Consider the following 21,028-nt stretch of genomic DNA (forward strand, 5'->3'; position numbering starts at 1 on the left):
TGCTCCTACGCGGCCTGGGTCGCCTGGTCCGACTCGGTCGCCGAGCTCGCCCGGTCCGCCCGGTCCGCCTGGTTCGCCTCGTTCGCGGACAGGAGCCACGCGAGCAGGGCCTTCTGGGCGTGCAGACGGTTCTCCGCCTCGTCCCAGATGATGCTCCGCGGGCCGTCGATGACCTCGGCCGTGACCTCGAAGCCGCGGTCGGCGGGCAGGCAGTGCATGAACACCGCGTCCTCGGCGGCGTGCGCCATCAGGGCGTCGTCCACGCGGTAGCCGTTGAAGGTGTCGAGCCGCGACTGCTTCTCGTCCTCCTTGCCCATCGACACCCAGGTGTCGGTGACGACGACGTCCGCACCGGCCACCGCGGCGACCGGGTCCGTGACGACGAGGACCGAGCCGCCGGTCTCGGCGGCGCGGCGCTCGGCGTCGGCGACGACCTCGGCCGACGGCGAGAACTCGGCCGGAGCGGCGACGCGGACGTGCATGCCCGCGGTCGCGCCGGCGAGCAGGTACGACTGCGCCATGTTGCTCGCACCGTCGCCGACGAACGCCACGGTCTGCCCGGCGAGGGTGCCGCGGTGCTCACGGATGGTCAGCAGGTCGGCGAGCAGCTGGCACGGGTGGAAGTCGTCCGACAGTGCGTTCACCACGGGGACGCTGGTGTTCGCTGCCATCTCCTCGAGCCCGGCCTGACCGTAGGTGCGCCAGACGATCGCCGACACCATGCGCTCGAGCACGCGGGCGGTGTCGGTCGGGGTCTCCTTGCCGCCGAGCTGGCTGTTCGCCGTCGAGATGATGAGCGGGCTGCCACCGAGGTCGGAGATGCCGACGTGGAACGACACCCGGGTCCGGGTCGAGGACTTGTCGAAGATCACCGCGACGCTCTGCGGGCCGGCGAGGGGCTTCGCACCCCAGCGGTCGGCCTTCATCTGCTCGGCGAGGTCGAGGATCGCGGATTGCTCGGCCTGGCTCAGGTCGTCGTCACGGAGGAAGTGGCGGGTCATGCGGTGGTCTCCTGGTCGGCGGCGGCGTGCTCGGCAGCGACCGCGGCGAGGCTCTCGGCGAGGATCGACACGAACTCGTCGATCTCGGCGTCGGACACGATGAGCGGCGGCGCGATGCGCAGGCTCGACTCGTTGGGGGCGTTGATGATGAGACCGCGCTGCAGGGCGGCAGCGTTCACGGCGGCCGCGACCGGGCCGGTCAGACCGACACCGATGAGCAGCCCGGTCCCGCGCACTTCCTCCACCAGGGGCGACCCGATGCCGGCGATGCCCGCGCGGATCCGCTCACCCTTCACGACCGCACCGGCGACGAGGTCGGCGCGCTCGATCTCGGCGAGCACGGCGTTCGCCACGCGGGTGCCGAGCGGGTTGCCGCCGAACGTGGAGCCGTGCTGTCCGGCGGAGAACAGGTCGGAGGCCCAGCCGAAGGTGACGAGGGCGCCGATCGGGAAGCCGCCGGCGATGCCCTTGGCGATGGTGATCGCGTCCGGTGTGAACCCGTGCCCCTGGTAGGTGAACCAGTTGCCGGTCCGGCCGACACCCGTCTGGATCTCGTCGAGGATCAGGAGCGCGCCGTGCTCCTCGGTGAGGCGACGGGCGGCCAGCAGGAACCCCTCGGGCAGGTCGACCACGCCGGCCTCGCCCTTGATCGGCTCGACGATGAGCGCCGCGACGGTGTCGTCGATCGCGGATTCGAGTGCGTCGACCGTCGAGTCGATGTGCTCGACGCCGGGGACCATCGGCAGGAAGTCCTCCTGCAGTGCGGGCTTGCCCGTGAGCGCGAGCGCACCCATCGTGCGCCCGTGGAAGCCCTGCTTCAGCGCGAGGATCCGGGTCTTCCGACCGTCGGCGCCGCGGTTGAGCCGCGAGAGCTTGAAGGCTGCCTCGTTCGCCTCGGCACCGGAGTTGCCGAAGTACACGCGCCCGGCGTCGCCGGCACCCGTGATGCGCTTCAGGCGTTCGGCGAGCTCCAGCTGCGGCGGCGTGGCGAAGTAGTTCGACACGTGCACGAGCTTGGCGGCCTGGTCGCTGATCGCGTCGACCAGGGCGGGGTGCGCGTGGCCGAGGGAGTTCACCGCGATGCCGGCGAGGAAGTCGAGGTACTCGTTGCCGTCGACGTCCCAGACGCGGCAGCCCTGACCATGTTCGAGCATGATCTTCGGCGGGGTCAGGGATCGCATGAGCGACGCCCCGAACCGGTCGTTCCAGGTCTCGGTCTGCGTCTCGGTGCTCACTGCGCGTGCCCCTTCGTGTCGGTGGTGGTCGTGGTGTCGAACGGTACGGCGGCGCCGCGTCGGCCGATCTCCGCGTGCGTCATCTGGTTCTCGGTTCGTCGGCTCGGGTCCGGGATCACCTCGGTGCCCGCCCCGCGCAGCGTGAAGACCTCGAGCAGGATCGAGTGCGGGATCCGACCGTCGATGATGGTCGCGCCGCCCACGCCGCCGACCACGGCGTCGAGGCACGCGGTCATCTTCGGGATCATCCCCGACTCGAGCGACGGCAGCAGCGCGCGGAGTTCCTCGACCGCGATGAGGTCGACGATCGAGTCCCGGTCCGGCCAGTTGCGGTACAGCCCCGGGACGTCCGTGAGCATCATCAGCTTCGACGCCTTGAGGGCGATCGCGAGCGCTCCGGCAGCGGCGTCGGCGTTCACGTTGAGCGCCTGGTCCGGGTGGGCGTCGTCGATCGCGATGCTCGACACCACCGGGATGCGCCCGGCCTCGATCGCGGCGAGCACCCCGGACGGGTCGACGTGCGTGATGTCGCCGACGTGGCCGAGGTCGAAGTGCTCGCCGTCGACGACGACGCCCTTCTTCTCGCCGGTGAACAGCGAGCCGCCGTCGCCGAAGACGCCGACGGCCAGGCCCTCGCCGTGCTCGTTCACGAGGTCGACGATCTCGCGGTTGACCTCGCCGGCGAGCACGTCGCGGACGACGGTGATCGCCTCGGTCGTGGTCACGCGGTAGCCGCCGCGGAACTCGGACGCGATCCCCTGCTCCTTCAGCGCGGCGGAGATCTGCGGGCCGCCGCCGTGCACGACGACCGGGTGCAGGCCGGCGTACCGCAGGTAGACCATGTCCTCGGCGAACGCCCGCTTGAGGTCGTCGTTCACCATCGCGTTGCCGCCGAACTTGACGACGACGATCTTGCCCGAGAACCGCTTCAGCCACGGCAGGGACTCGATGAGTGTCGCGGCCTTCACGGTCGCGAGCTCGTGCTCTTCTTCCTTCGAGAGGATGCTGTCGTCGGCCATCAGCTGGAGTACGCGCTGTTCTCGTGGACGTAGTCGTGCGTCAGGTCGTTCGTCAGGATCGTCGCCGAGAACGGTCCGACCCCGAGGTCGATGAGCACGTCGGTGTCGCGGGGCGTCAGGTCGACCTCGTCGCTCGGCCGGTCCGGTGCGCCGGCGTGGCAGACACGGACGCCGTTCATGGAGACGTCGACCGCGTACGGGTCGAACGCGGCGTCGGTGGTGCCGATCGCGGCGAGCACCCGGCCCCAGTTCGGGTCGTTGCCGAACACCGCGGCCTTGAAGAGGTTGTTCCGGGCCACGCTGCGGCCGACGGTCACGGCGTCGTCCTCGCTCGCGGCGTTCACGACGTGGATGGCGATGTCGTGGCTGGCACCCTCGGCGTCCTGCTGCAGCTGTCGCGCGAGGTCCGCGCACACCGCGGTGAGGGCCTCCTGGAAGTCCCCGACCTCGGGCGTGACGCCGCTCGCGCCGGAGGACAGCAGCACGACGGTGTCGTTCGTCGACATGCAGCCGTCGGAGTCGACGCGGTCGAAGGTGACCCGGGTGGCGGCGCGGAGCGCCTGGTCGAGCTCGTCCGAGCCGACCACGGCGTCGGTCGTGATCACGACGAGCATCGTCGCGAGACCGGGCGCGAGCATGCCGGCGCCCTTCGCCATGCCGCCGACGGTCCAGCCGTCCTCGGTCACGACCGACTGCTTCGGGACGGTGTCGGTGGTCATGATCGCGGTCGCGGCGTCCGGGCCACCGTCGGCGGACAGTGCTGCGCTCGCGAGGTCGACCCCCGTGAGCACGTTGTCGCGGAAGGTCTGGTCACCGACGCCGATCAGGCCGGTCGAGCAGACGACGACGTCGCCGGCCCCGATGCCGAGCGCGTCGGCCACTGCCTCGGCCGTCAGGTGCGTGGTCTGGAAGCCGAACGGACCGGTGAAGCAGTTCGCGCCGCCGGAGTTCAGGACGACCGCTCGGGCGGTGCCGTCGCCGACGGCCTGCCGCGACCAGATCACCGGGTGCGCCTGCGCGCGGTTGCTGGTGAAGCCCGCGGCCACGGCCGCGTCGGGCCCGTCGTTCACGACGAGTGCCACGTCGGGCTTGCCGCTCGTCTTGAGCCCGGCGGTCACGCCGGCTGCGCGGAACCCCGCTGCCGCGGTGACGCCCTGGAGGCCCGGGGCGGCGTCCGTCTCGCTGGTTGCGTCCGTCACGGTGCGACTCCGTCCACACTGAGGCCGAGGGTCTCCGGGAAGCCCAGGGCGATGTTCGTCGACTGGACGGCGGCACCGGCGGTGCCCTTCGCCAGGTTGTCGAGGGCGCTCACCGCGACGACGCGACCGGCGGCCTCGTCGACCGCGAGCCCGACGAGGGCCGTGTTCGCACCGATGGTGTCGGCGACCCGGGGGAACTCCCCCTCGGGCAGCAGGTGCACGAACGGCTCGTCGGCGTAGGCCTGTTCCCAGGCGAGCCGGACGTCCCGCGCGCTCACGCCGGGCGCGAGCTTCGCGGTCGTCGTCGCGAGGATGCCGCGGGACATCGGGACGAGCACCGGTGTGAACGAGATCGTCACGTCCGAGGCGCCCGCCACGGCGAGGTTCTGCTGGATCTCCGGGATGTGCCGGTGCGTCCCGCCGACCGCGTAGGCGCTCGCGGAGCCCATGATCTCGGACGCCAGGTACGTGTTCGCGAGCTTCTTGCCCGCGCCGCTCGGGCCGACGCTGAGCACCGCGACGATGTCGTCGGCGTGCACGAGCCCGGCCTGGATGCCCGGCTGGATGCCGAGCGTCACCGCGGTCACGTTGCAGCCGGGGACCGCGATCCGCTTCGTCCCGACGAGCGCGGCCCGCTGGCGGCCCTGCGTCTGGATGTCGTCGATGTCGCGCCACTCGTCCGCCGAGCCCGGTGTCGGTGCCGCGTGCAGCAGCTCCGGGAGTCCGTACGTCCATGCACCGTGGTACTCGCCTCCGTAGAAGGCCTCCCACGCCGCCGGGTCCGTCAACCGGTGGTCCGCACCGCAGTCCACCACGAGGGTGTCCTCGCCGAGCTCCGCGGTGATCGCCCCGGACTGGCCGTGCGGCAGTGCGAGGAACACGACGTCGTGCCCGCGCAGGTTCTCCGCCGTCGTCGGCTCGAGGGTCAGGTGCGACAGCGAGCGGAGGTGCGGCTGCGTCGCGATGAGCGGCTGTCCGGCGTTCGAGAACGCCGTCACCGTCCTGACGTCGAACTCGGGGTGGGCGGAGAGCACGCGCAGGAGCTCACCGCCCGCGTAGCCGGAGGCTCCCGCCACGGCGACGGATACGGACATGGGATTCCACCTTTGGTCGGACTGGTCGTCGAGTGATCGGAGGCGGCGGCCCCGGGCGGTACTGATCCGGTGGATCAGTCGCGCAGGGTCGCCCCGAATCGCTCGCCGGCACGTCGGACGGCGCCGTCACGGGCCTCGGAGGCCTCGGCAGCGGTCAGCGTGCGGTCCGTGGCGCGGAAGCGCAGCGCGAACGTCAGGGACTTCTGTCCCTCGTCCACGCCGGAGCCCCGGTAGTCGTCCACGAGCCGAGCATACTCCAGCAGCTCGCCGGCGCCACTGCGCACCGCGTCCAGGACGTCGCCCGCCGGCACGTCGGCCCCGACCACGAGGGAGAGGTCCTGCGTCGCTGCCGGGTAGGACACGATGGGCGCGACCGAGACGAGCTCCGGCGCCGCGGCGACCATGGCGTCGAGGTCCAGTTCGGCGACGGCGACGACGCGCGGCAGGACCGCGGCCTCGGTGCGCTCGGGCAGCAGCTCGCCGGCGACGCCGACGACCGTGTCGCCCACCAGGAGCGACGCCGCACGGCCGGGGTGCAGCGACGGGTGGGTCGTCTGCGCCACGGTCAGCTCGACGCCGACCGCCCAGGCGACCGTGCGGGCCACGTCGAGCGCGTCCGCGATGCCGTAGGGCTCGGGCTGCACGCCGGGCTGCTTCACGACGCGGTGGCCGGTGAGCAGCGCGGAGACGTGGAACGGCTGCGGCGGCAGGGAGGCGTCGAGCGCCGCCAGGGTCTCGCGGTCGGGCAGCGTGGCGCCGGCCGGGACGGTGTCGGTGCCGAGCACGACGTCTGCGACGGGCAGGAACACCCGCGAGGTCTCGTACAGGGCAACGTCCACGAGCCCGCGGGACACGTTCCGCCGGGCGGCGTCGACCAGGGCCGGCACCCCGCTGCGACGGAGTCGGTTCTGCTCGCTGTCGAGGGCGTTCGCGAGCACGACGCTCGGCCCGCCCGCGGCGTCGATCCCGGGGTACGCGTCCTGCGTGGCCTGGGACACGAACGGTGCCGTGACGGCCTCGACGAGGCCGTCGGCCGCGAGTGCTGCGGCGACGCGACGGCGTGCCTGCTGGTGCCCGGTGAGGCCGCGGCCGGGAGGCGCGACCGGCAGCACGCTCGGGATGCGGTCGTAGCCGACGATGCGTGCGACCTCCTCGACGAGGGTGGTGTCGTCGGTGAGGTCCGGACGCCAGGTCGGCGGGGTGACACGGAGGACTTCTCCGTCGACGTCGACCGTGGCACCGATCGCGCGGAGGGTGTCGACGACCTCGGCGTCGGTGTACTCGACGCCGATCAGCTCTGCCGGACGGGACAGGCGCATCGACACCGAGGGGCGTGCCGTCGCGTCGACGAGCGTCGACCCGAGGGGATCGGCCGTGCCCCCGGCCAGCTCGACGAGGAGCTCCACCGCCCGGTTGGCCGCGGCCTCGGCGACGAGCGGGTCGACGCCGCGTTCGAAGCGTCGGGATGCCTCGCTCGGCAGCTTGTGACGTCGTGCGGTGCGGGCGATCGACACCTGGTCGAAGCCGGCGGCCTCGATGAGGACGTCGGTCGTGGTGTCCGAGATCTCGGTGCGGGCACCGCCCATCACGCCGGCGAGCCCCACGGGGCCGTCGTCGTCGGTGATGACGAGGTCTTCGGGGTCGAGCTTCCGCGAGACGTCGTCGAGGGTCGTGAGCGTCTCGCCTGGCGCGGCACGACGGACGCCCAGGCCCCCGCGGACCTTCGCCAGGTCGTACCCGTGCAGCGGCTGTCCGAGCTCGAACATGACGTAGTTCGTGATGTCGACGGGCAGCGAGATCGAGCGGACACCCGCGAGGGCGAGGCGGGACACCATCCACGCCGGTGTCTTCACCGTCGGGTCGATGCCGCGGACCACGCGCGTCACGAAGGTCTTTGCGCCGACGCGGCCGCGGATCGGAGCGGCGTCGTCGATCGTCACCGGGAAGCCCTCGGCGTCGCGCGGCGTCACGCGCTCCACCGGGTCGTGGAAGCTCGCACCGGTCGCGTGGGCGTACTCGCGGGCGACACCGCGCATGCTCAGCACGTAGCCGCGGTCCGGCGTGACGTTGATCTCCACCGCGGCGTCGTCGAGCCCGAGGAGCGCGATCGCGTCCGCGCCGACCTCCGGCTCCATGCCGAGGTCGGCGAAGCGGAGGATGCCGTCGTGCTCGTCACCGAGGCCGAGCTCGCGTGCGGAGGCGATCATGCCGTCCGACACGTGGCCGTAGGTCTTGCGCGCGGCGATCGGGAACGGCCCGGGCAGGACCGCACCCGGCAGCGTCACGACGACGAGGTCGCCCACGTCGAAGTTGTGCGCACCGCAGACGATGCCGCGGGGCTCGGCCTCGCCGACGTCGACCTGGCACCAGTTGATCGTCTTGCCGTTCTTCTGCGGCTCCGGCTCGCGCTCGAGCACCCGGCCGACGACGATCGGGCCGGTGAGGTCGTAGGTGTGGACGTCTTCTTCCTCGAAGCCGACCGACACGAGCGCCGCGTGGACGTGCTCGAGGGTGACGTCGTCGGGGAGGTCGACGGACTCACCGAGCCAACGGAGTGGGACGCGCATCAGACCACCGTTCCGAACTGCTGCGAGAAGCGGATGTCGCCCTCGAGGAAGTCACGCATGTCGTTCAGGCCGTTGCGGAACTGGAGCGTCCGCTCGATGCCCATGCCGAACGCGAAGCCCTGGTACTCGGCCGGGTCGATGCCGGCGGCACGCAGGACGTTGGGGTTCACCATGCCGCAGCCGCCCCACTCGACCCACCGCGCGCCACCCTTGGCGTTCGGCTGCCAGACGTCCATCTCGGCACTCGGCTCGGTGAAGGGGAAGTAGTTCGGGCGGAGGCGGATCTGCGCCTCGGCGCCGAACATCTGGCGGGCGAAGTGCTCGAGCGTGCCGCGCAGGTGCGCCATCGTCAGGCCCTTGTCGATCGCGATGCCCTCGACCTGGGTGAAGACCGGCAGGTGCGTGGCGTCGAGCTCGTCGGCGCGGTAGACCCGCCCCGGGGCGATCACGTACAGCGGGAGGTCGCGCGACAGCAACGACCGCACCTGCACCGGCGAGGTGTGCGTGCGCATGACGAGGTGCCGCTCGACCGGCTCGACGAAGATCGTGTCGGCCATGGCGCGGGCGGGGTGGTCCTCGTCGAAGTTCAGCGCGTCGAAGTTGAACCACTCGTGCTCGAGCTCGGGGCCCTCCGCCACTTCCCACCCCATGCCGACGAAGATGTCGGCAACGGTCTCGTTGAGGAGCGACAGCGGGTGGCGGGAGCCGGGGGCACGACGGACCGGGAGCGCGGTGACGTCGACGCGCTCTGCCTCGAGTCGAGCGCGTTCCTCGGCCTCGGCGAGCACGGACTCCTGCTCGGCGATCGCCTGGTTCACCCGACCACGGGCCTGTCCGACGAGCTTGCCCGCGGCGGCCTTCTGCTCCGGCGGCACGCTGCGCATCGACGCGTTCATCCGCGCCAGCGCCGACTGTTCGCCGGTGTGCTCGGTCCTGGCCTGCTTCAGCGCCGCCACGGTCGTCGTGGCGCGGACCGCGGCGAGGGCCTGGTCCACCGCGTCGGCGACGGCCGATTCGCTGATCTCGAGAGGTTCTGACACGAGGCCCAAGCCTACCGGCCCCTGGGATACCGCCGTCCTGTACCGGACGGACTGCTACCGGGTCCGGTGTGCGAACGCCGACTCGTACAGGCAGACGGACGCCGCGGTGGCGAGGTTCATCGACTCCGCCTTGCCGTAGATCGGCACCCTCACCGCGCGGTCGACGAGCGCGAGGTCCTCCGATGTCAGGCCGCGTGCCTCGTTGCCGAACACCCAGGCGGTCGGTCCGTCGAGCATACCGTCGGCCCGGACGTCGGGCAGGTCGTCGCCCGAGACGTCGGCGGCGAGGATCGTGTACCCGAGGCCACGGGCACGGGACACGGCGTCGGCGAGCGTCACACCGACCGACACGGGCACGTGGAAGAGCGAGCCGGTGGTCGACCGCACGACCTTCGGGTTGTACGGGTCGACGCTCCGCCCGGTGAGCACCACGGCGTCGGCCCCGGCGGCGTCGGCGGCACGGATGATCGTGCCGGCGTTGCCGGGGTCACGCACTTCCTCGAGGATCGCGACGATCCCCGGCAGGCCGTCACGTGCCTCCAGGCCTGCGCCGGCTTCGGGGAAGACGTCCTTGACCGACGTCGGGAACTGCTGGCACACCGCGACGACGCCCTGCGGCGTCACGGTGTCCGCCATCGCGTCGAGCACCTGCTCGGTCACGAACCAGGTGTCCACGGGCGCGTCGTCGAGCGCGTAGCGCGCGGCCGCGGTCGGCGTCACGTAGAGCTCGCGGAGGAGCTCGGGCCGGTACTCGATCGCTTCGCGCACCGCCTGCGGTCCCTCGAGCAGGAACAGGCCCGTCTCGGCGCGCACGTCCTTCTTCGACAGCGCTGCGACGGCGCGGACTCGGCCGGCCTTGGGGTTCTCGAGGAGATCGCTCACGACCCAAGTCTAGGAACGACGAAACCCCCGCCGGGACCGGCGGGGGTTTCGCGAGCAGGACGACTGACTACGCAGCCTTCGGGGCCGAGGTGTCGGCCGGGAGCGCCTTCTTGGCGGTCTCGACGAGCGCCGCGAACGTCTCGGGGTTGTTCACCGCGAGGTCCGCGAGGATGCGACGGTCGACCTCGACGCCGGCAAGGCCGAGGCCCTGGATGAGGCGGTTGTAGGTCAGGCCGTTCGCACGCGACGCGGCGTTGATGCGCTGGATCCAGAGGCGACGGAACTCGCCCTTCTTCGCGTGACGGTCGCGGTACGCGTAGACGAGGGAGTGGGTGACCTGCTCCTTGGCCTTGCGGTACAGACGCGAACGCTGGCCGCGGTAGCCCTCGGCGCGCTCGAGGATGACGCGGCGCTTCTTGGCGGCGTTGACCGCTCTCTTTACTCGTGCCATTGATCTATTCCTTTACGTTCCGGGGGCTCAGTGGCCGAGGAGCTTCTTGACGTTCTTCGCGTCAGCCTTGGCGAGGACCTGGTCCTCGTTGAGGCGGGCCTTGCGCTTGGCAGACTTGACCTCGAGGTTGTGACGCATACCGGCCTGCTGCTTCATGATCTTGCCGCTGCCGGTGACCTTGAAGCGCTTCTTCGACCCGGAGTGGGTCTTCTGCTTGGGCATGGTGGTGCCTTTCCGTGGGGTGGATGGGGGGCCGCGTCGTTGCGGGATCGGTCGGGGTGACCTATTCGGCGGGAGCTTCGGCCTGCTCGGAGCCGGTGGACGCGTCGGCGCCGACCTTGCCCTTCGCAGCGTGCTCCGACGCACGACGCTCGGCCTTCTCGGCAGCACGCTTGGCGTTCTGCTCGCCCTTGACGTCGGACTTGTTCTTGAGCGGGGCGATGATCATCGTCATGTTGCGGCCGTCCTGGGTCGGACGCGACTCGACGACGCCGAACTCGGCGATCTCCTCGGCGAACTTCTGGAGGAGACGGACACCCTGTTCCGGACGCGACTGCTCGCGGCCGCGGAAGAGGATCATCGCCTTCACCTTGTCGCCACCGAGGAGGAAGCCCTCGGCGCGCTTGCGCTTCGTCTCGTAGTCGTGCACGTCGATCTTCAGGCGGAAACGGACTTCCTTGAGGTCCGTGTTCACCTGGTTGCGACGCGCTTCCTTGGCCTTCTGAGCGGCCTCGTACTTGAACTTGCCGTAGTCCATGATCTTGGCCACGGGCGGCTTCGAGTTCGGCGCGACCTCGACCAGATCCAGCTCGGCTTCCTGCGCGAGGCGCAGTGCGACGGCGATGGGGACAACGCCGACCTGCTCGCCCTGGGGTCCGACAAGACGGACCTCGGGGACGCGGATTCGGTCGTTGGTACGGGGATCGGGAATGCGGAGCTCCTTCAATCAGGTGGTGGCCGTCCGGGGCGTTTGCCCTGGGCGACGGCACGAGAGAGGAGATCTGACGCACGGATCTTCGACCCGTTCGGCAGCCGCCCGACGCAGTCCCTTGCGGGACGGCCGACCGACGCGGACGTCGGTGGAGCGGTGTGGACCCGGTAGCCTGGTGGTGCGCGGCCGCGGGTGGGAGAGACTCCTCTTTCGTGACGCTGTCGGGGTGTTCGGCCTCGTTCACACGAGTCCGGGCACACGGACAGCATCTGCCGCGAGCGAGTCTAGCAGAGGAGCACCGTGACCGACACCCCGCCCAACGACACCGCCATCGGCACCGAGGAAGCACGCGACATCTCGGAGGTCCCCGCCGTCGAGCTCATCAACACCGTCGCCGTGCACCTGCTCAGCGCCGCCGCCGTGAAGGTCGGTCTGGCCGACGACCCCGAGACGCAGACCGACCTCGACGAGGGTCGGAAGCTCATCACCGCCCTCGCCGGGCTGGTCACCGCGGCCGCGACCGAGATCGGCGACCAGCACGCCCGTCCGCTCCGCGACGGACTGCGGTCGGTCCAGCTCGCCTTCCGCGAGGCATCGGCGATCCCGGACGCACCGGGCGCGGGTCCGGGCGAGAAGTTCACCGGCCCCGTCACCTGACCAGCGCCCGCAGCGACGGACTGGAGGCGCGGGGCGGGGCCGTCCCGCGCCTCCCGTCCGTCCCACGGTCGCCGACGCGGGCCGCTGCTGCGTGCGCGGGTCAGCCTGCGCTGCGCGCGGCCAGCCGCGTGACCGCGGCGAGCGGGATCCCCACCCAACCCGGGCGGTTGCGGGTCTCGTAGACCACCTCGTACACGGCCTTGTCGACCTCGAACGCGTCGAGCAGTTCGCGATGCGCGCGGAGGTCCGATCCCGTTCCGCGCTGGTAGCCGTCGAGGAACGCCGCACGTGCGGTGTGCGCCCAGTCCCCCGCGTCGACGGGGGCTGCGTCCTGCGCGAGTGCGCCGGCGACGTAGTCGAACGAGCGGAGCATGCCCGCGACGTCCCGCAGGGTGACGTCCGGCAGGGAGCGCTCCTCGAGGGGCCGGAGCGGTTCCCCCTCGAAGTCGAGGAACACCCATCCGCGGGGTCCCGGTGCTGCGAGCACCTGGCCGAGGTGCAGGTCGCCGTGGATGCGCTGCAGGTCCGGCCACGCGGCCTGCTCCGCACGGGCGTAGACCGCACGGACGGCGTCGACGTGCTCGGCGACCGCCGGGGCCTCCCGTGCCGCGGCGTCGAGTCGCGCGTGCATCGTCGCGATCGCGGCGGCGCGACGGGACTCGTCCGCGGGTTCGGTCGGCAGCGCGGCGGCCAGGGTCCCGTGCACCTCGGCGAGCGCGGCGCCGAGACGGTCGGCCTCCTCGGCGAAGGAGGTCCCGTCGCGGGCGTCGCGGAGGGCAACGCGCCAGGCGTCCTCGAGCCCGGGCAGGAACTCCTGGGCGAAGGCGAGGTGCCCGGTGGCCGATCCGTCGGGTCGACCGGTGTCGGGCCAGGTGCTCCGCAGCGCGCCGTAGACCCGCGGCACCCGGGCGCTGCCGGCGGCCGAGAGCGCGAGCTGGGTCGTGACGTCCGGGTTGTCGCCGTGGTGCAGGACCCGGAAGACCTTCACGATGACCTGCTCGCCGGAGTCGGTGTCGCAGATCACCGAGGTGTTCGACTGCTCGCCGGTGAGCACGCGGGAGGACGACACGGCGCCGATCGGGCGGAGGCTCTCCGGGTCGGCGTCGATCCGGGCGGTGAGCGCGCGGACCCACTCCGGGTCGGTCGTGGCGTCGCGCAGCGCTCCGCCGTCGGTCGGGGTGACCGGCGCCTGGTACAGCACCGGGCCGGTGGGGGCGTCGTCGATGACGAGCCGGGTGCCGTCGTGCTCGGCGATGGTCCGCAGCCGTGGGCTGGTGCCCTTCGCGGTGTACCAGCGCTGGTCGGCGATCCATGCCTGCAGGTCGCGGTCGGTGGCGTGGGCGGGGACCTCGTCGCTCATGCAGCGAACCGTACGCGGCGGTGCCTGGAGTCGCACGGTGCGCGGCTCGCACGGTGCGACGGGTGGGAGGATGGCGAGGTGCCGCACTACCTCGAGGACCTCGCCGCCGGACAGACCTTCACGACCCCGGGTCGCACGATCACCGAGGCCGACGTGGTGTCGTTCGCCTCGTGGACGAACGACAACAACCAGGTCCACACCGACGTCGAGTTCGCCGCGAGGACCCGGTACGGCCAGCGCGTCGTGCACGGGCTGCTCGGCACCTCGCTTTGCCTGGGCCTGATCGCCCGCACCGGTGTGTTCGAGGGCTCCGCGGTCGCGCTGCTCGGCATCGACCAGTGGCGCTTCACCGCACCGGTGTTCATCGGGGACACCGTGACCTGCGACGTCGAGATCCTGTCGACACGGCTGACGAGCTCGGGGACGACCGGGATCGTCGAGCGCACCGTCACGCTGCGCAACCAGCACGGCGAGGTCGTGCAGCAGGGTCGGATGGACGTCATGGTCCTGACGCGCGACGCCGCGATCGGCTGACGACCGTCCACCCCGCCACGGTGTGTCCGGGCAATCGTTGCCCTCCTCTTTACAACGATGTACGCACCGCGCCAGCATGGACGCATGAGCACGCTCGACGGCACCGTCGCCGCACCTGACACCGCCCTCCCGCCGGCCCTCCCGCTCGCCTCGCGGCAGGACGGCTCGTACCCCCGCCCGCAGATGCTCCGCGCCGACTGGGCGGACCTCGACGGCACGTGGTCGTTCCGGAACGACGGGGACGACACCGCCTGGCGCTCGGGCTTCCCCGACGCCCGGGACATCGTCGTGCCGTTCCCGCCCGAGTCCGTCGCCTCCGGCATCGACGAGCCCGGCTTCCACCCCGTCGTCTGGTACTCCCGCACGATCACCCGGTCGGACCTCGCCGCCGCCGGACTCAGCGCGTCGTCGCCCCGGGTCGTGCTGCACTTCGGCGCGGTCGACCACCGCGCCCGGGTCTGGATCGACGGGCAGTTCATCGGCGAGCACGAGGGCGGTCACACCCCGTTCTCCTTCGACGTCACGGACGTGCTGACCACCGACCCCGACGCCGTCCACACCCTGGTGGTCCGCGCCGAGGACGACCCGCACGACCTCACCCAGCCCCGCGGCAAGCAGGACTGGCACGAGGACCCGCACGCCATCTGGTACCGCCGCACGACCGGGATCTGGCAGACCGTCTGGCTCGAGGCGGTGCCGACCGCGTCGATCGAGTACCTCCGCTGGACGAACGTCGACCACGGGACCGTCCGGCTCACCGTCCGGCTCCGCGGCGAGCGCACCGGCGGTGACCGCATCCGCGTCGAGGCCCGCTGGGACGAGCGCGACGAGCACCTCGCCACGATCGAGTCGACACTCGGCGACACCGCGGACGAGTTCGACGTGGTCGTGCTGATCGCACGCCAGACGAACGGCCAGGCCGAGGACGAACTGCACTGGACCCCGGAGGCCCCACGGCTCGTCGACGCCACGGTCACCCTGCTCGACCGGACCGGACGCACCGTCGACGCGGTGTCGTCGTACTTCGGCGTCCGCACGGTCGGGGTCGACGGCGGCGCCTTCCAGCTGAACGGTCGGAGCTACGACGTCCGCAGCGTGCTGAACCAGGGCTACTGGCCGGACTCGCACCTCGCCGCGCCCTCGCGCGAGGCCCTCCGCCGCGAGGTCGAGCTCATCAAGGAGCTCGGCTTCAACGCCGCCCGCAACCACCAGAAGATCGAGGACCCCCGCTTCCTGTACTGGGCGGACCGGCTCGGGATCCTGGTGTGGGGCGAGGCGCCCGGTGCGTACGCGTTCTCCCCGCGGGCCGTGCAGCGCCTGGTGCGCGAGTGGATGGACGCCGTGGAGCGCGACGCCTCGCACCCGTCGATCGTCACCTGGGTGCCCGCGAACGAGAGCTGGGGCGTGCAGCACATCGCCACCGACCCGGCGCAGCAGGCGTACGCGCGGTCGCTGGCCGACGTCACCCGGGCGATCGACCCGACGCGTCCGGTGATCTCGAACGACGGGTGGGAGCACACCAACTCGGACATCATCACGATCCACGACTACGACGGGGTCGGCGAGAGCCTGGCCCGGACGTACGCCGACGACGCCGCCCGGTCCGAGCTCTTCCACGGCACGGGTCCGGCGGACCGCTGGGTGCTCGTGCCGGGGGCCGAGGACCACGGGCAGCCGGTGATGCTGACCGAGTTCGGCGGCGTGAACTACCAGCCCGGAGCGCAGCGCGAGGACGGTTGGGGGTACACCTCGGCCGCGGACGGCGACGACTGGATCGCCCGCATCACGGCCCTGTACGACGCGATCCGGGCGAGCTCGTTCCTCGCGGGTTCCTGCTACACGCAACTCACGGACACGATGCAGGAGACGAACGGGCTGCTGAACGCCGACCGCACCCCGAAGGTGCCGATCGAGCAGATCCGCGCCGCGGTCACGGGGCGCTGACGCCGCACGGCGGCCGGGAGGCGCGTCCCTGGTGAGCAGGAGTGGTCGGGTTCCGAGGACGGACCCGACCACTTCCGCTCAGTCCACGGGCACGTCGGTACGGGCGGCGGGCGTGGGAGGATCGCTCGGGTGACCAGCGTTGCGGAGCCGAGCCGCGCCTCCAGGCGGTTCCTGGAGGCACGCCACAGCGCCTGGACCACTCCCCTGCTCCTGTGGCTGGCTTCCCGGGCCGTGAGCACCCTGTTCCTGGGGACGGTCTACGTGCTCGCGACCGCGACCGGCTGGCCGTTCGCGTCGTCGCGACGCGATCCGTCGTTCTTCACGTTCTCGGGGTCGTGGGACGCGTCCTTCTACCGGATCATCGCGGAGCACGGGTACCCGACGACGCTGCCGCTCGACGACGCCGGCCACGTGCTGCCGAACGCCTGGGCCTTCCTGCCGGTGTTCCCCGCGCTCGTGCGGGCGGTGATGCCGCTCACGGGCGGGTCGTTCTGGATCGCCGGCGTCCTGGTGTCGACGCTCGCCGGCGCCGGGGCGTGCGTGCTGCTCCACCGGCTCGTGCTCGCCGTCGGGTGCTCGCACCGGGCGCGCTGGGCGACCGCGCTCTTCGCGTTCGCGCCGACCGGGTTCCTGCTGCAGGTCGCGTACGCCGAGAGCACGTTCCTGCTGCTGCTGTTCGGGGCGCTCCTCGCGCTCGTGCGTCGGCGGTACTGGCTCGTCGCGCCGCTCGGGCTCGTCGCCGCGTTCACGAAGCCCGGCGTGCTGGCGCTCGCGGTCGCGCTGGCGGTGCACCTGGTCGGACGGTGGGTGCAGGAGCGCCGGACGGTGCCCGTGCGGGACGTCGTGGCCATCGTGGTCTCGGGACTCGCCGTCGCGGCGGCGGGGCTCGCGTGGCCGGTGATCGCCTCGGCCGTGACCGGGCGGCCGAACGCGTACCTCGACACCGAGCTGTCCTGGTGGGTGGGGTTCGTCGGGCGGCAGCACTTCGCCCCGCTGACGCCGTGGTTCACGATGGCGGGGACGTGGCTCGGACCGCTCGGGATCGTGCTCGTGGTGGCGGTGCTCGCGGCAGCCGTGTGGTTCTGGTGGCGGCGGGACGTCCGCGCGCTCGGACTCGACGTGTGGTCGTTCACGGCGTCGTACGGGCTATACCTCGTCGCGGTGTTCCTGCCGCAGCAGAGCCTGCCGCGCCTGCTGATGCCGATGGCGCCGCTGCTCGGGTCGGACGCGTTCGTGCGGACACGGCGGAGGGCGGTGGCGTGGCTGGTCGTCGGGGTGTGCCTGCAGCCCGTCGCGATCGTGCTGCTCTGGTTCCTCGGGTACCCCTGACGCGGGTGGGCGCGCGGGCGGCGAACGGCGGCGGCGGGGATACCGCGGCGCGAAGCGGAGGGGCACCGCGGAGGTCGTCTCGCGCCACGGACTTCGGTGGTTCGAGCGGACTTCGGCGGTGCGGTGCCACGCGGAACCGCGGGTGGGGCCGGGGCGCCTACGCGTCGAACGTGTGGAACCAGGCGGTGCCGCCCGGGTGCTGCACGGTGATCATCTCGTCGAGGTCGCGGTACGGGCCGTCCTGGTTGTGGCTCGCCGACTTGATGCGGATCGTGCCGTCCGGCTCGGTGAACACCTCGGACACGATCGTGGTGTGGTCCGGCGAGTCGTTGTCGTTCCAGTCGTAGAACACGATGTCGCCGACCTTCACCTTGTCGCGCTCGTCGAGGGAGCGTCGGGTCAGCCCGAACTCCGCCGCGTTCGTGGTCAGCCACGGGTCCATCGTCGGGCAGTACGTCCACGTGGCCGAGTGCGCGGCGCCCGCGTCCCGGTTGTACCAGTCGTCGCGCTGCTGCCACCCGCGGGCGATCAACGTCTGCGACACGTAGTTCGCGCAGTCGCCGCCGATCGGGTTCATGGTGCCGTACTCGGCCAGGTTGTAGTCCTTCCAGTGCGCCATCGCGTACTGGAGCTGCCGGTCCACGTCGGTGAGTGCCGCGTAGGCCAGGGTCGACGTCGCCACCGCGGTCGACGCGTCCGGCACCGGCGCGGTGGTCGGGGTGGGGGTCGCGGTCGCGGAGTCCTGCGTCGCGCCGGTCTGCCCGTCGTTCGCCGCGCTGCCGTTGCCGTCCGATGACTGGTTCGCCGACGGCGACGGCTCGATCGCCGACGTGAAGAGGGCGACGTCCGCGGAGCCGGCCGTGTACATCGCCTGGTGCGGTGCCGTGAAGGTCACCTTCGTCGCCGAGGCCTGGACGTCTCTCGCTGCGACCCCGCCCACGGTGACGCCCTTGACCGCGGCGAGTCCGGTGCCGGCGACGGTGATCGTGACCCCGCCGGCGAGCGGGACCTGCGCCGGGGAGACCGACTTCGCCACGGGCTTGGCGGTCGGGGTGGCGGAATCGCCACCGGCGCTGCCGCCCTTCCCGCCGCCGTCCGTGCCCGATCGGTCTCCGGACGAGCATGCCGCCACCGCGAGCCCGATCCCGGTCACCCCGGCGAGGGACAGCAGGGAGCGGCGCGTCAGGGAAGCAGTCATGGTGCTTCCCAGCGTAGGTGACGACACGGCATGATCGCTGGCAGGAACCACCGTCGAGAGGATCAGACCAGATGCCCGAGAGCCACGACTTCTTCGTCGCCACCGACCCCGAGACCGCCCGCGCACGCGTCCGCGGCGCACTCGCCCGCGAGGGCTACACCGTCGACGACGGCGAGCAGGGAGCCCTGCGCGCGACCCGCGGCAGCATGGGCCTCACGCTGCTCATCGGCGGATTGGCGAACGACCGCACCTTCCACACCCGTCTGGACGTGCAGATCATGGTGACGCCGGACGGCCGGACCGTGGCGCGTCTGCTCCGTGGTTCCGGCAAGTCGGCACTGAAGGGCGGCGCACTCGGCATCTCCCGCGGCAACCGCGCCTTCGAGCAGGCGGCGAACGCGATCCACACGGACCTCGCGCAGGCCGGCGTCCTGACGGAGAGCGTGCCCGGCTGACGCTGCGACGCCCCGGGGTGAGACCACCCCGGGGCGAGATCGCCTGGGAACGAGAGAAGGCCACCCGATCGGGTGGCCTTCTGTCATGGTGGAGCTAAGGGGATTCGAACCCCTGACCTTCTCATTGCGAACGAGACGCGCTACCAACTGCGCCATAGCCCCAAGTGCTCGACCACACTAGCACCAGCCCGCAGCGGAACCGAAATCGACCGCTCAGACGGCGCGGCGGCGACGCATGATCGCGTCCAGGTCCGTCTGCTCGTAGGCGTCGTCACCGAGGACGCCCATGCCGGCCCACTTGCTCGGGGGCGCGGGAGGCGCAGCAGGCGCATCGGTCCGAGCCGACGAAGCCGACGCCGAGGCCACCGGCGCCGCGGGAGCCCGGAGCCCGAGCCGCTCGGCCAGCCTGCCCTGGTCGTGCGCGGACAGCGACGCCACGGCTTCCTCGACGTCGGGACGCATCGGGGAGACGCGGGCGAGCGACGGGTCGGCCTCGGCAGCGCGGATCGCCGCTGCTTCGGCTTCGGCTTCCGCCTTGGCCTCGGCGACGCGCTCCTTCAGTCGCGCGGCGAGCTCCGCCGCGGACTCCGGCGAGGGCGCCGGTGCCGCGGGCCGCTCCACGTAGAGGGGCTTCGGGACGCGGTTCGGCGTCCAGCTCCGGTCGCGCGCGGGTTCCGCGGGTTGCTCGGTGGACAGGGGCGGCGCCGGGTCCGTCCACGCGGTCGTCGGCCTGGAGGCACGGCTCGCCTCCGGCGCGACCGTCGCGGTCCGCGCCTTCCGCGCCGTCGCGACCTGGTGCAGCTGGGCGAGCACGGCAGCCGATCCGCCGGCGGCGACGAGCCCGGCGATCCCGACCAGCCAGGCGGCCGGGGCGGTCACGAACACGACGACCGCGACGACGAGTCCCGCCGTGCCGAGCAGGGTCGCGCCGAGGCGCGACCGCCGCATGCGCATCGCGGTGAGCGCCGGCACCGAGGACGCGCGTTCGAGGACCGGGGCCTGTTCGGCGAGCCGGCGGGTGATCTCCCGCTGCCGTGCGGCTTCGTGGGCGCGGACGATCGCGGTGCGCTTCGCCTCCTCCGACTTCGCGACCCGCTGCGCCTCGGCGAGGGACTTCGCGTTCATCTCGATGCGGACCTCGTCCGGCAGCTCGGCGGTCTGCGCGAGGATGCGGAGGGTCTGCTGCAGCCGGATCGCGTTCCGCTCGGTGGCGAGGTACTGGCGTCGGGCGGCCCAGGACGGCATGAGGTACACGAGCCAGAGCACGGCCGCGATGAGCAGGACGATGCCGCCGCCCCAGGAGCCGATACCTGCCATGGGGACACGGTAGGGGCGGGCGTTGCCCTGGCAGGTGATTGCCGGACGCGTGTTGCGCGTGTCGCAGGCAAATCCGGCGGAGGCGAGCCGTGCCTCCAGTCCGTCTCCCGGGCGACGACGGACGTCGACGCCGGGTCAGACGCGGGGCGTCGTGTGCAGCGGCAGCGCCGCCTCGTCGCGCGCGGCGAGCGGGACGCTGCCGACACCGGGCGGCACCTGCCCGCGGACCCAGCGTTCGAGGACGCCCTCGCGGACCTCCTCGGCGACGAGCGCGAAGCAGAAGTGGTCGCGCCAGTCCCCGTTGATGTGGATGTACCGGCGGCGGAGCCCCTCGTACCGGAACCCGAGCTTCTCGACCACGCGGAGCGACGGTGCGTTCTCCGGACGGATGCAGATCTCGATCCGGTGGATGCCGACGACACGGAAGCAGTGGTCGACCGCCATCGCGACGGAGATCGGCGTGACGTTGTGCCCGGCCGCGTCCTCGACGACCCAGTACCCGATCGAGGCGCTGGCGAGGGAGCCGTAGGTGATGCCGGAGACGTTGAGCTGGCCGACGAAGCGGCCGTCGAGCTCCATCGCGAACGGGAGCCCGAGTCCGGCGCGGGCGTTGGCCTGCAGCGCGCGGATGCTGCCGCGGACGTCGGTGGAGACCTGCCCGGACGGGTTCGTGGCCTCCCAGGTGCGGAGCCACGACCGGTTGGAGGCGAGTGCGACGTCGAGGTCGCGGCTGTCCCGCAAGCGGAGGGGCCGGATGGTGACCCGCCCGTGGGACAGGGTCGGGATCGTCGTCATCGCGTTGGTTCCTCCGGGAG

The 21,028-nt window shown here is 71.8% G+C and carries 20 protein-coding genes and 1 tRNA gene; 5 read left to right on the plus strand and 16 right to left on the minus strand.

The window, feature by feature from the left end; translation table 11 throughout:
- Positions 1-5 precede the first annotated feature (5 nt).
- The 11 genes from argF to infC form a co-directional block, all read right to left on the minus strand.
- The gene (argF, locus tag ACRQ4B_RS00220; RefSeq protein WP_439692718.1) at positions 6-1,001 is read right to left on the minus strand and encodes an ornithine carbamoyltransferase; all 996 of its coding nucleotides are present in this window, start codon (positions 999-1,001) and stop codon (positions 6-8) included.
- Positions 998-2,236, minus strand: a complete 1,239-nt coding sequence (locus ACRQ4B_RS00225) for an acetylornithine transaminase (RefSeq protein ID WP_439692719.1) — start codon at positions 2,234-2,236, stop codon at positions 998-1,000. Before ACRQ4B_RS00225 ends, argF begins: the two co-directional genes overlap by 4 nt.
- On the minus strand, positions 2,233-3,255 hold the full coding sequence (gene argB, locus ACRQ4B_RS00230) for an acetylglutamate kinase (protein WP_439692720.1): 1,023 nt from the start codon (positions 3,253-3,255) through the stop codon (positions 2,233-2,235). Before argB ends, ACRQ4B_RS00225 begins: the two co-directional genes overlap by 4 nt.
- Positions 3,255-4,454, minus strand: coding sequence for a bifunctional glutamate N-acetyltransferase/amino-acid acetyltransferase ArgJ (gene argJ, locus ACRQ4B_RS00235; RefSeq protein WP_439692721.1), 1,200 nt, complete (start codon positions 4,452-4,454; stop codon positions 3,255-3,257). The genes argB and argJ overlap by 1 nt, the downstream gene beginning before the upstream one ends.
- A complete protein-coding gene (locus ACRQ4B_RS00240) occupies positions 4,451-5,548 on the minus strand; it encodes an N-acetyl-gamma-glutamyl-phosphate reductase (RefSeq protein ID WP_439692722.1) in 1,098 nt (365 codons plus the stop codon). The genes argJ and ACRQ4B_RS00240 overlap by 4 nt, the downstream gene beginning before the upstream one ends.
- A 74-nt stretch (positions 5,549-5,622) precedes the next feature.
- Positions 5,623-8,115, minus strand: a complete 2,493-nt coding sequence (gene pheT / locus ACRQ4B_RS00245; RefSeq protein ID WP_439692724.1) for a phenylalanine--tRNA ligase subunit beta — start codon at positions 8,113-8,115, stop codon at positions 5,623-5,625.
- Positions 8,115-9,155, minus strand: a complete 1,041-nt coding sequence (pheS, locus tag ACRQ4B_RS00250; RefSeq protein ID WP_439692725.1) for a phenylalanine--tRNA ligase subunit alpha — start codon at positions 9,153-9,155, stop codon at positions 8,115-8,117. Before pheS ends, pheT begins: the two co-directional genes overlap by 1 nt.
- 54 nt (positions 9,156-9,209) lie before the next feature.
- Positions 9,210-10,037 carry a TrmH family RNA methyltransferase gene (locus ACRQ4B_RS00255; RefSeq protein WP_439692727.1) on the minus strand — a complete coding sequence of 276 codons (828 nt, stop codon included), beginning with the start codon at positions 10,035-10,037 and terminating at the stop codon, positions 9,210-9,212.
- Between the two features lie 67 nt (positions 10,038-10,104).
- On the minus strand, positions 10,105-10,488 hold the full coding sequence (gene rplT, locus ACRQ4B_RS00260) for a 50S ribosomal protein L20 (RefSeq protein ID WP_022908516.1): 384 nt from the start codon (positions 10,486-10,488) through the stop codon (positions 10,105-10,107).
- Between the two features lie 27 nt (positions 10,489-10,515).
- Complete coding sequence (gene rpmI / locus ACRQ4B_RS00265; protein WP_022903519.1) at positions 10,516-10,710, minus strand: 50S ribosomal protein L35; 195 nt, start codon at positions 10,708-10,710, stop codon at positions 10,516-10,518.
- Between the two features lie 61 nt (positions 10,711-10,771).
- Positions 10,772-11,434, minus strand: a complete 663-nt coding sequence (infC, locus tag ACRQ4B_RS00270) for a translation initiation factor IF-3 (RefSeq protein ID WP_439692729.1) — start codon at positions 11,432-11,434, stop codon at positions 10,772-10,774.
- Positions 11,435-11,719: 285 nt separating this feature from the next.
- On the opposite strand from infC, the gene ACRQ4B_RS00275 reads away from it, so the two are divergent.
- Positions 11,720-12,076 (plus strand): DUF1844 domain-containing protein, encoded by a 357-nt coding sequence (locus ACRQ4B_RS00275; protein ID WP_439692730.1) that lies wholly within the window; start codon positions 11,720-11,722, stop codon positions 12,074-12,076.
- Positions 12,077-12,176: 100 nt separating this feature from the next.
- Here ACRQ4B_RS00275 and ACRQ4B_RS00280 read toward each other — a convergent pair whose 3' ends face one another.
- Positions 12,177-13,436 (minus strand): phosphotransferase, encoded by a 1,260-nt coding sequence (locus tag ACRQ4B_RS00280; protein WP_439692731.1) that lies wholly within the window; start codon positions 13,434-13,436, stop codon positions 12,177-12,179.
- A 78-nt stretch (positions 13,437-13,514) separates the two neighbouring features.
- On the opposite strand from ACRQ4B_RS00280, the gene ACRQ4B_RS00285 reads away from it, so the two are divergent.
- The 3 genes from ACRQ4B_RS00285 to ACRQ4B_RS00295 all read left to right on the plus strand — a co-directional run bounded on the left by ACRQ4B_RS00285 (position 13,515) and on the right by ACRQ4B_RS00295 (position 17,243).
- Complete coding sequence (locus tag ACRQ4B_RS00285) at positions 13,515-13,970, plus strand: MaoC/PaaZ C-terminal domain-containing protein (RefSeq protein ID WP_439692732.1); 456 nt, start codon at positions 13,515-13,517, stop codon at positions 13,968-13,970.
- An 84-nt stretch (positions 13,971-14,054) separates the two neighbouring features.
- Positions 14,055-15,914, plus strand: coding sequence for a glycoside hydrolase family 2 protein (locus ACRQ4B_RS00290; RefSeq protein ID WP_439692733.1), 1,860 nt, complete (start codon positions 14,055-14,057; stop codon positions 15,912-15,914).
- 129 nt (positions 15,915-16,043) lie between these two features.
- The gene (locus tag ACRQ4B_RS00295) at positions 16,044-17,243 is read left to right on the plus strand and encodes a mannosyltransferase family protein (RefSeq protein WP_439692735.1); all 1,200 of its coding nucleotides are present in this window, start codon (positions 16,044-16,046) and stop codon (positions 17,241-17,243) included.
- A gap of 157 nt (positions 17,244-17,400) precedes the next feature.
- Here the strand turns inward: ACRQ4B_RS00295 and ACRQ4B_RS00300 are convergent, their stop codons facing one another.
- Entirely contained in the window at positions 17,401-18,441 is a 1,041-nt protein-coding gene (locus tag ACRQ4B_RS00300) for an amidase domain-containing protein (protein ID WP_439692737.1), read from the minus strand.
- Positions 18,442-18,512: 71 nt separating this feature from the next.
- Here ACRQ4B_RS00300 and ACRQ4B_RS00305 point away from each other — a divergent pair, with 71 nt between their 5' ends.
- On the plus strand, positions 18,513-18,896 hold the full coding sequence (locus ACRQ4B_RS00305; protein ID WP_439692738.1) for a hypothetical protein: 384 nt from the start codon (positions 18,513-18,515) through the stop codon (positions 18,894-18,896).
- A gap of 86 nt (positions 18,897-18,982) precedes the next feature.
- Here the strand turns inward: ACRQ4B_RS00305 and ACRQ4B_RS00310 are convergent.
- From ACRQ4B_RS00310 to ACRQ4B_RS00320, 3 genes are all read right to left on the minus strand, one after another.
- Positions 18,983-19,058, minus strand: a tRNA-Ala gene (locus ACRQ4B_RS00310).
- A gap of 51 nt (positions 19,059-19,109) precedes the next feature.
- Positions 19,110-20,213, minus strand: coding sequence for a hypothetical protein (locus ACRQ4B_RS00315; RefSeq protein WP_439692739.1), 1,104 nt, complete (start codon positions 20,211-20,213; stop codon positions 19,110-19,112).
- 135 nt (positions 20,214-20,348) lie between these two features.
- Positions 20,349-21,008 carry a GNAT family N-acetyltransferase gene (locus ACRQ4B_RS00320; protein ID WP_439692741.1) on the minus strand — a complete coding sequence of 220 codons (660 nt, stop codon included), beginning with the start codon at positions 21,006-21,008 and terminating at the stop codon, positions 20,349-20,351.
- Positions 21,009-21,028: the final 20 nt, after the last annotated feature.

This window comes from Curtobacterium sp. SP.BCo, from assembly GCF_051903265.1.
Taxonomy (GTDB): domain Bacteria; phylum Actinomycetota; class Actinomycetes; order Actinomycetales; family Microbacteriaceae; genus Curtobacterium.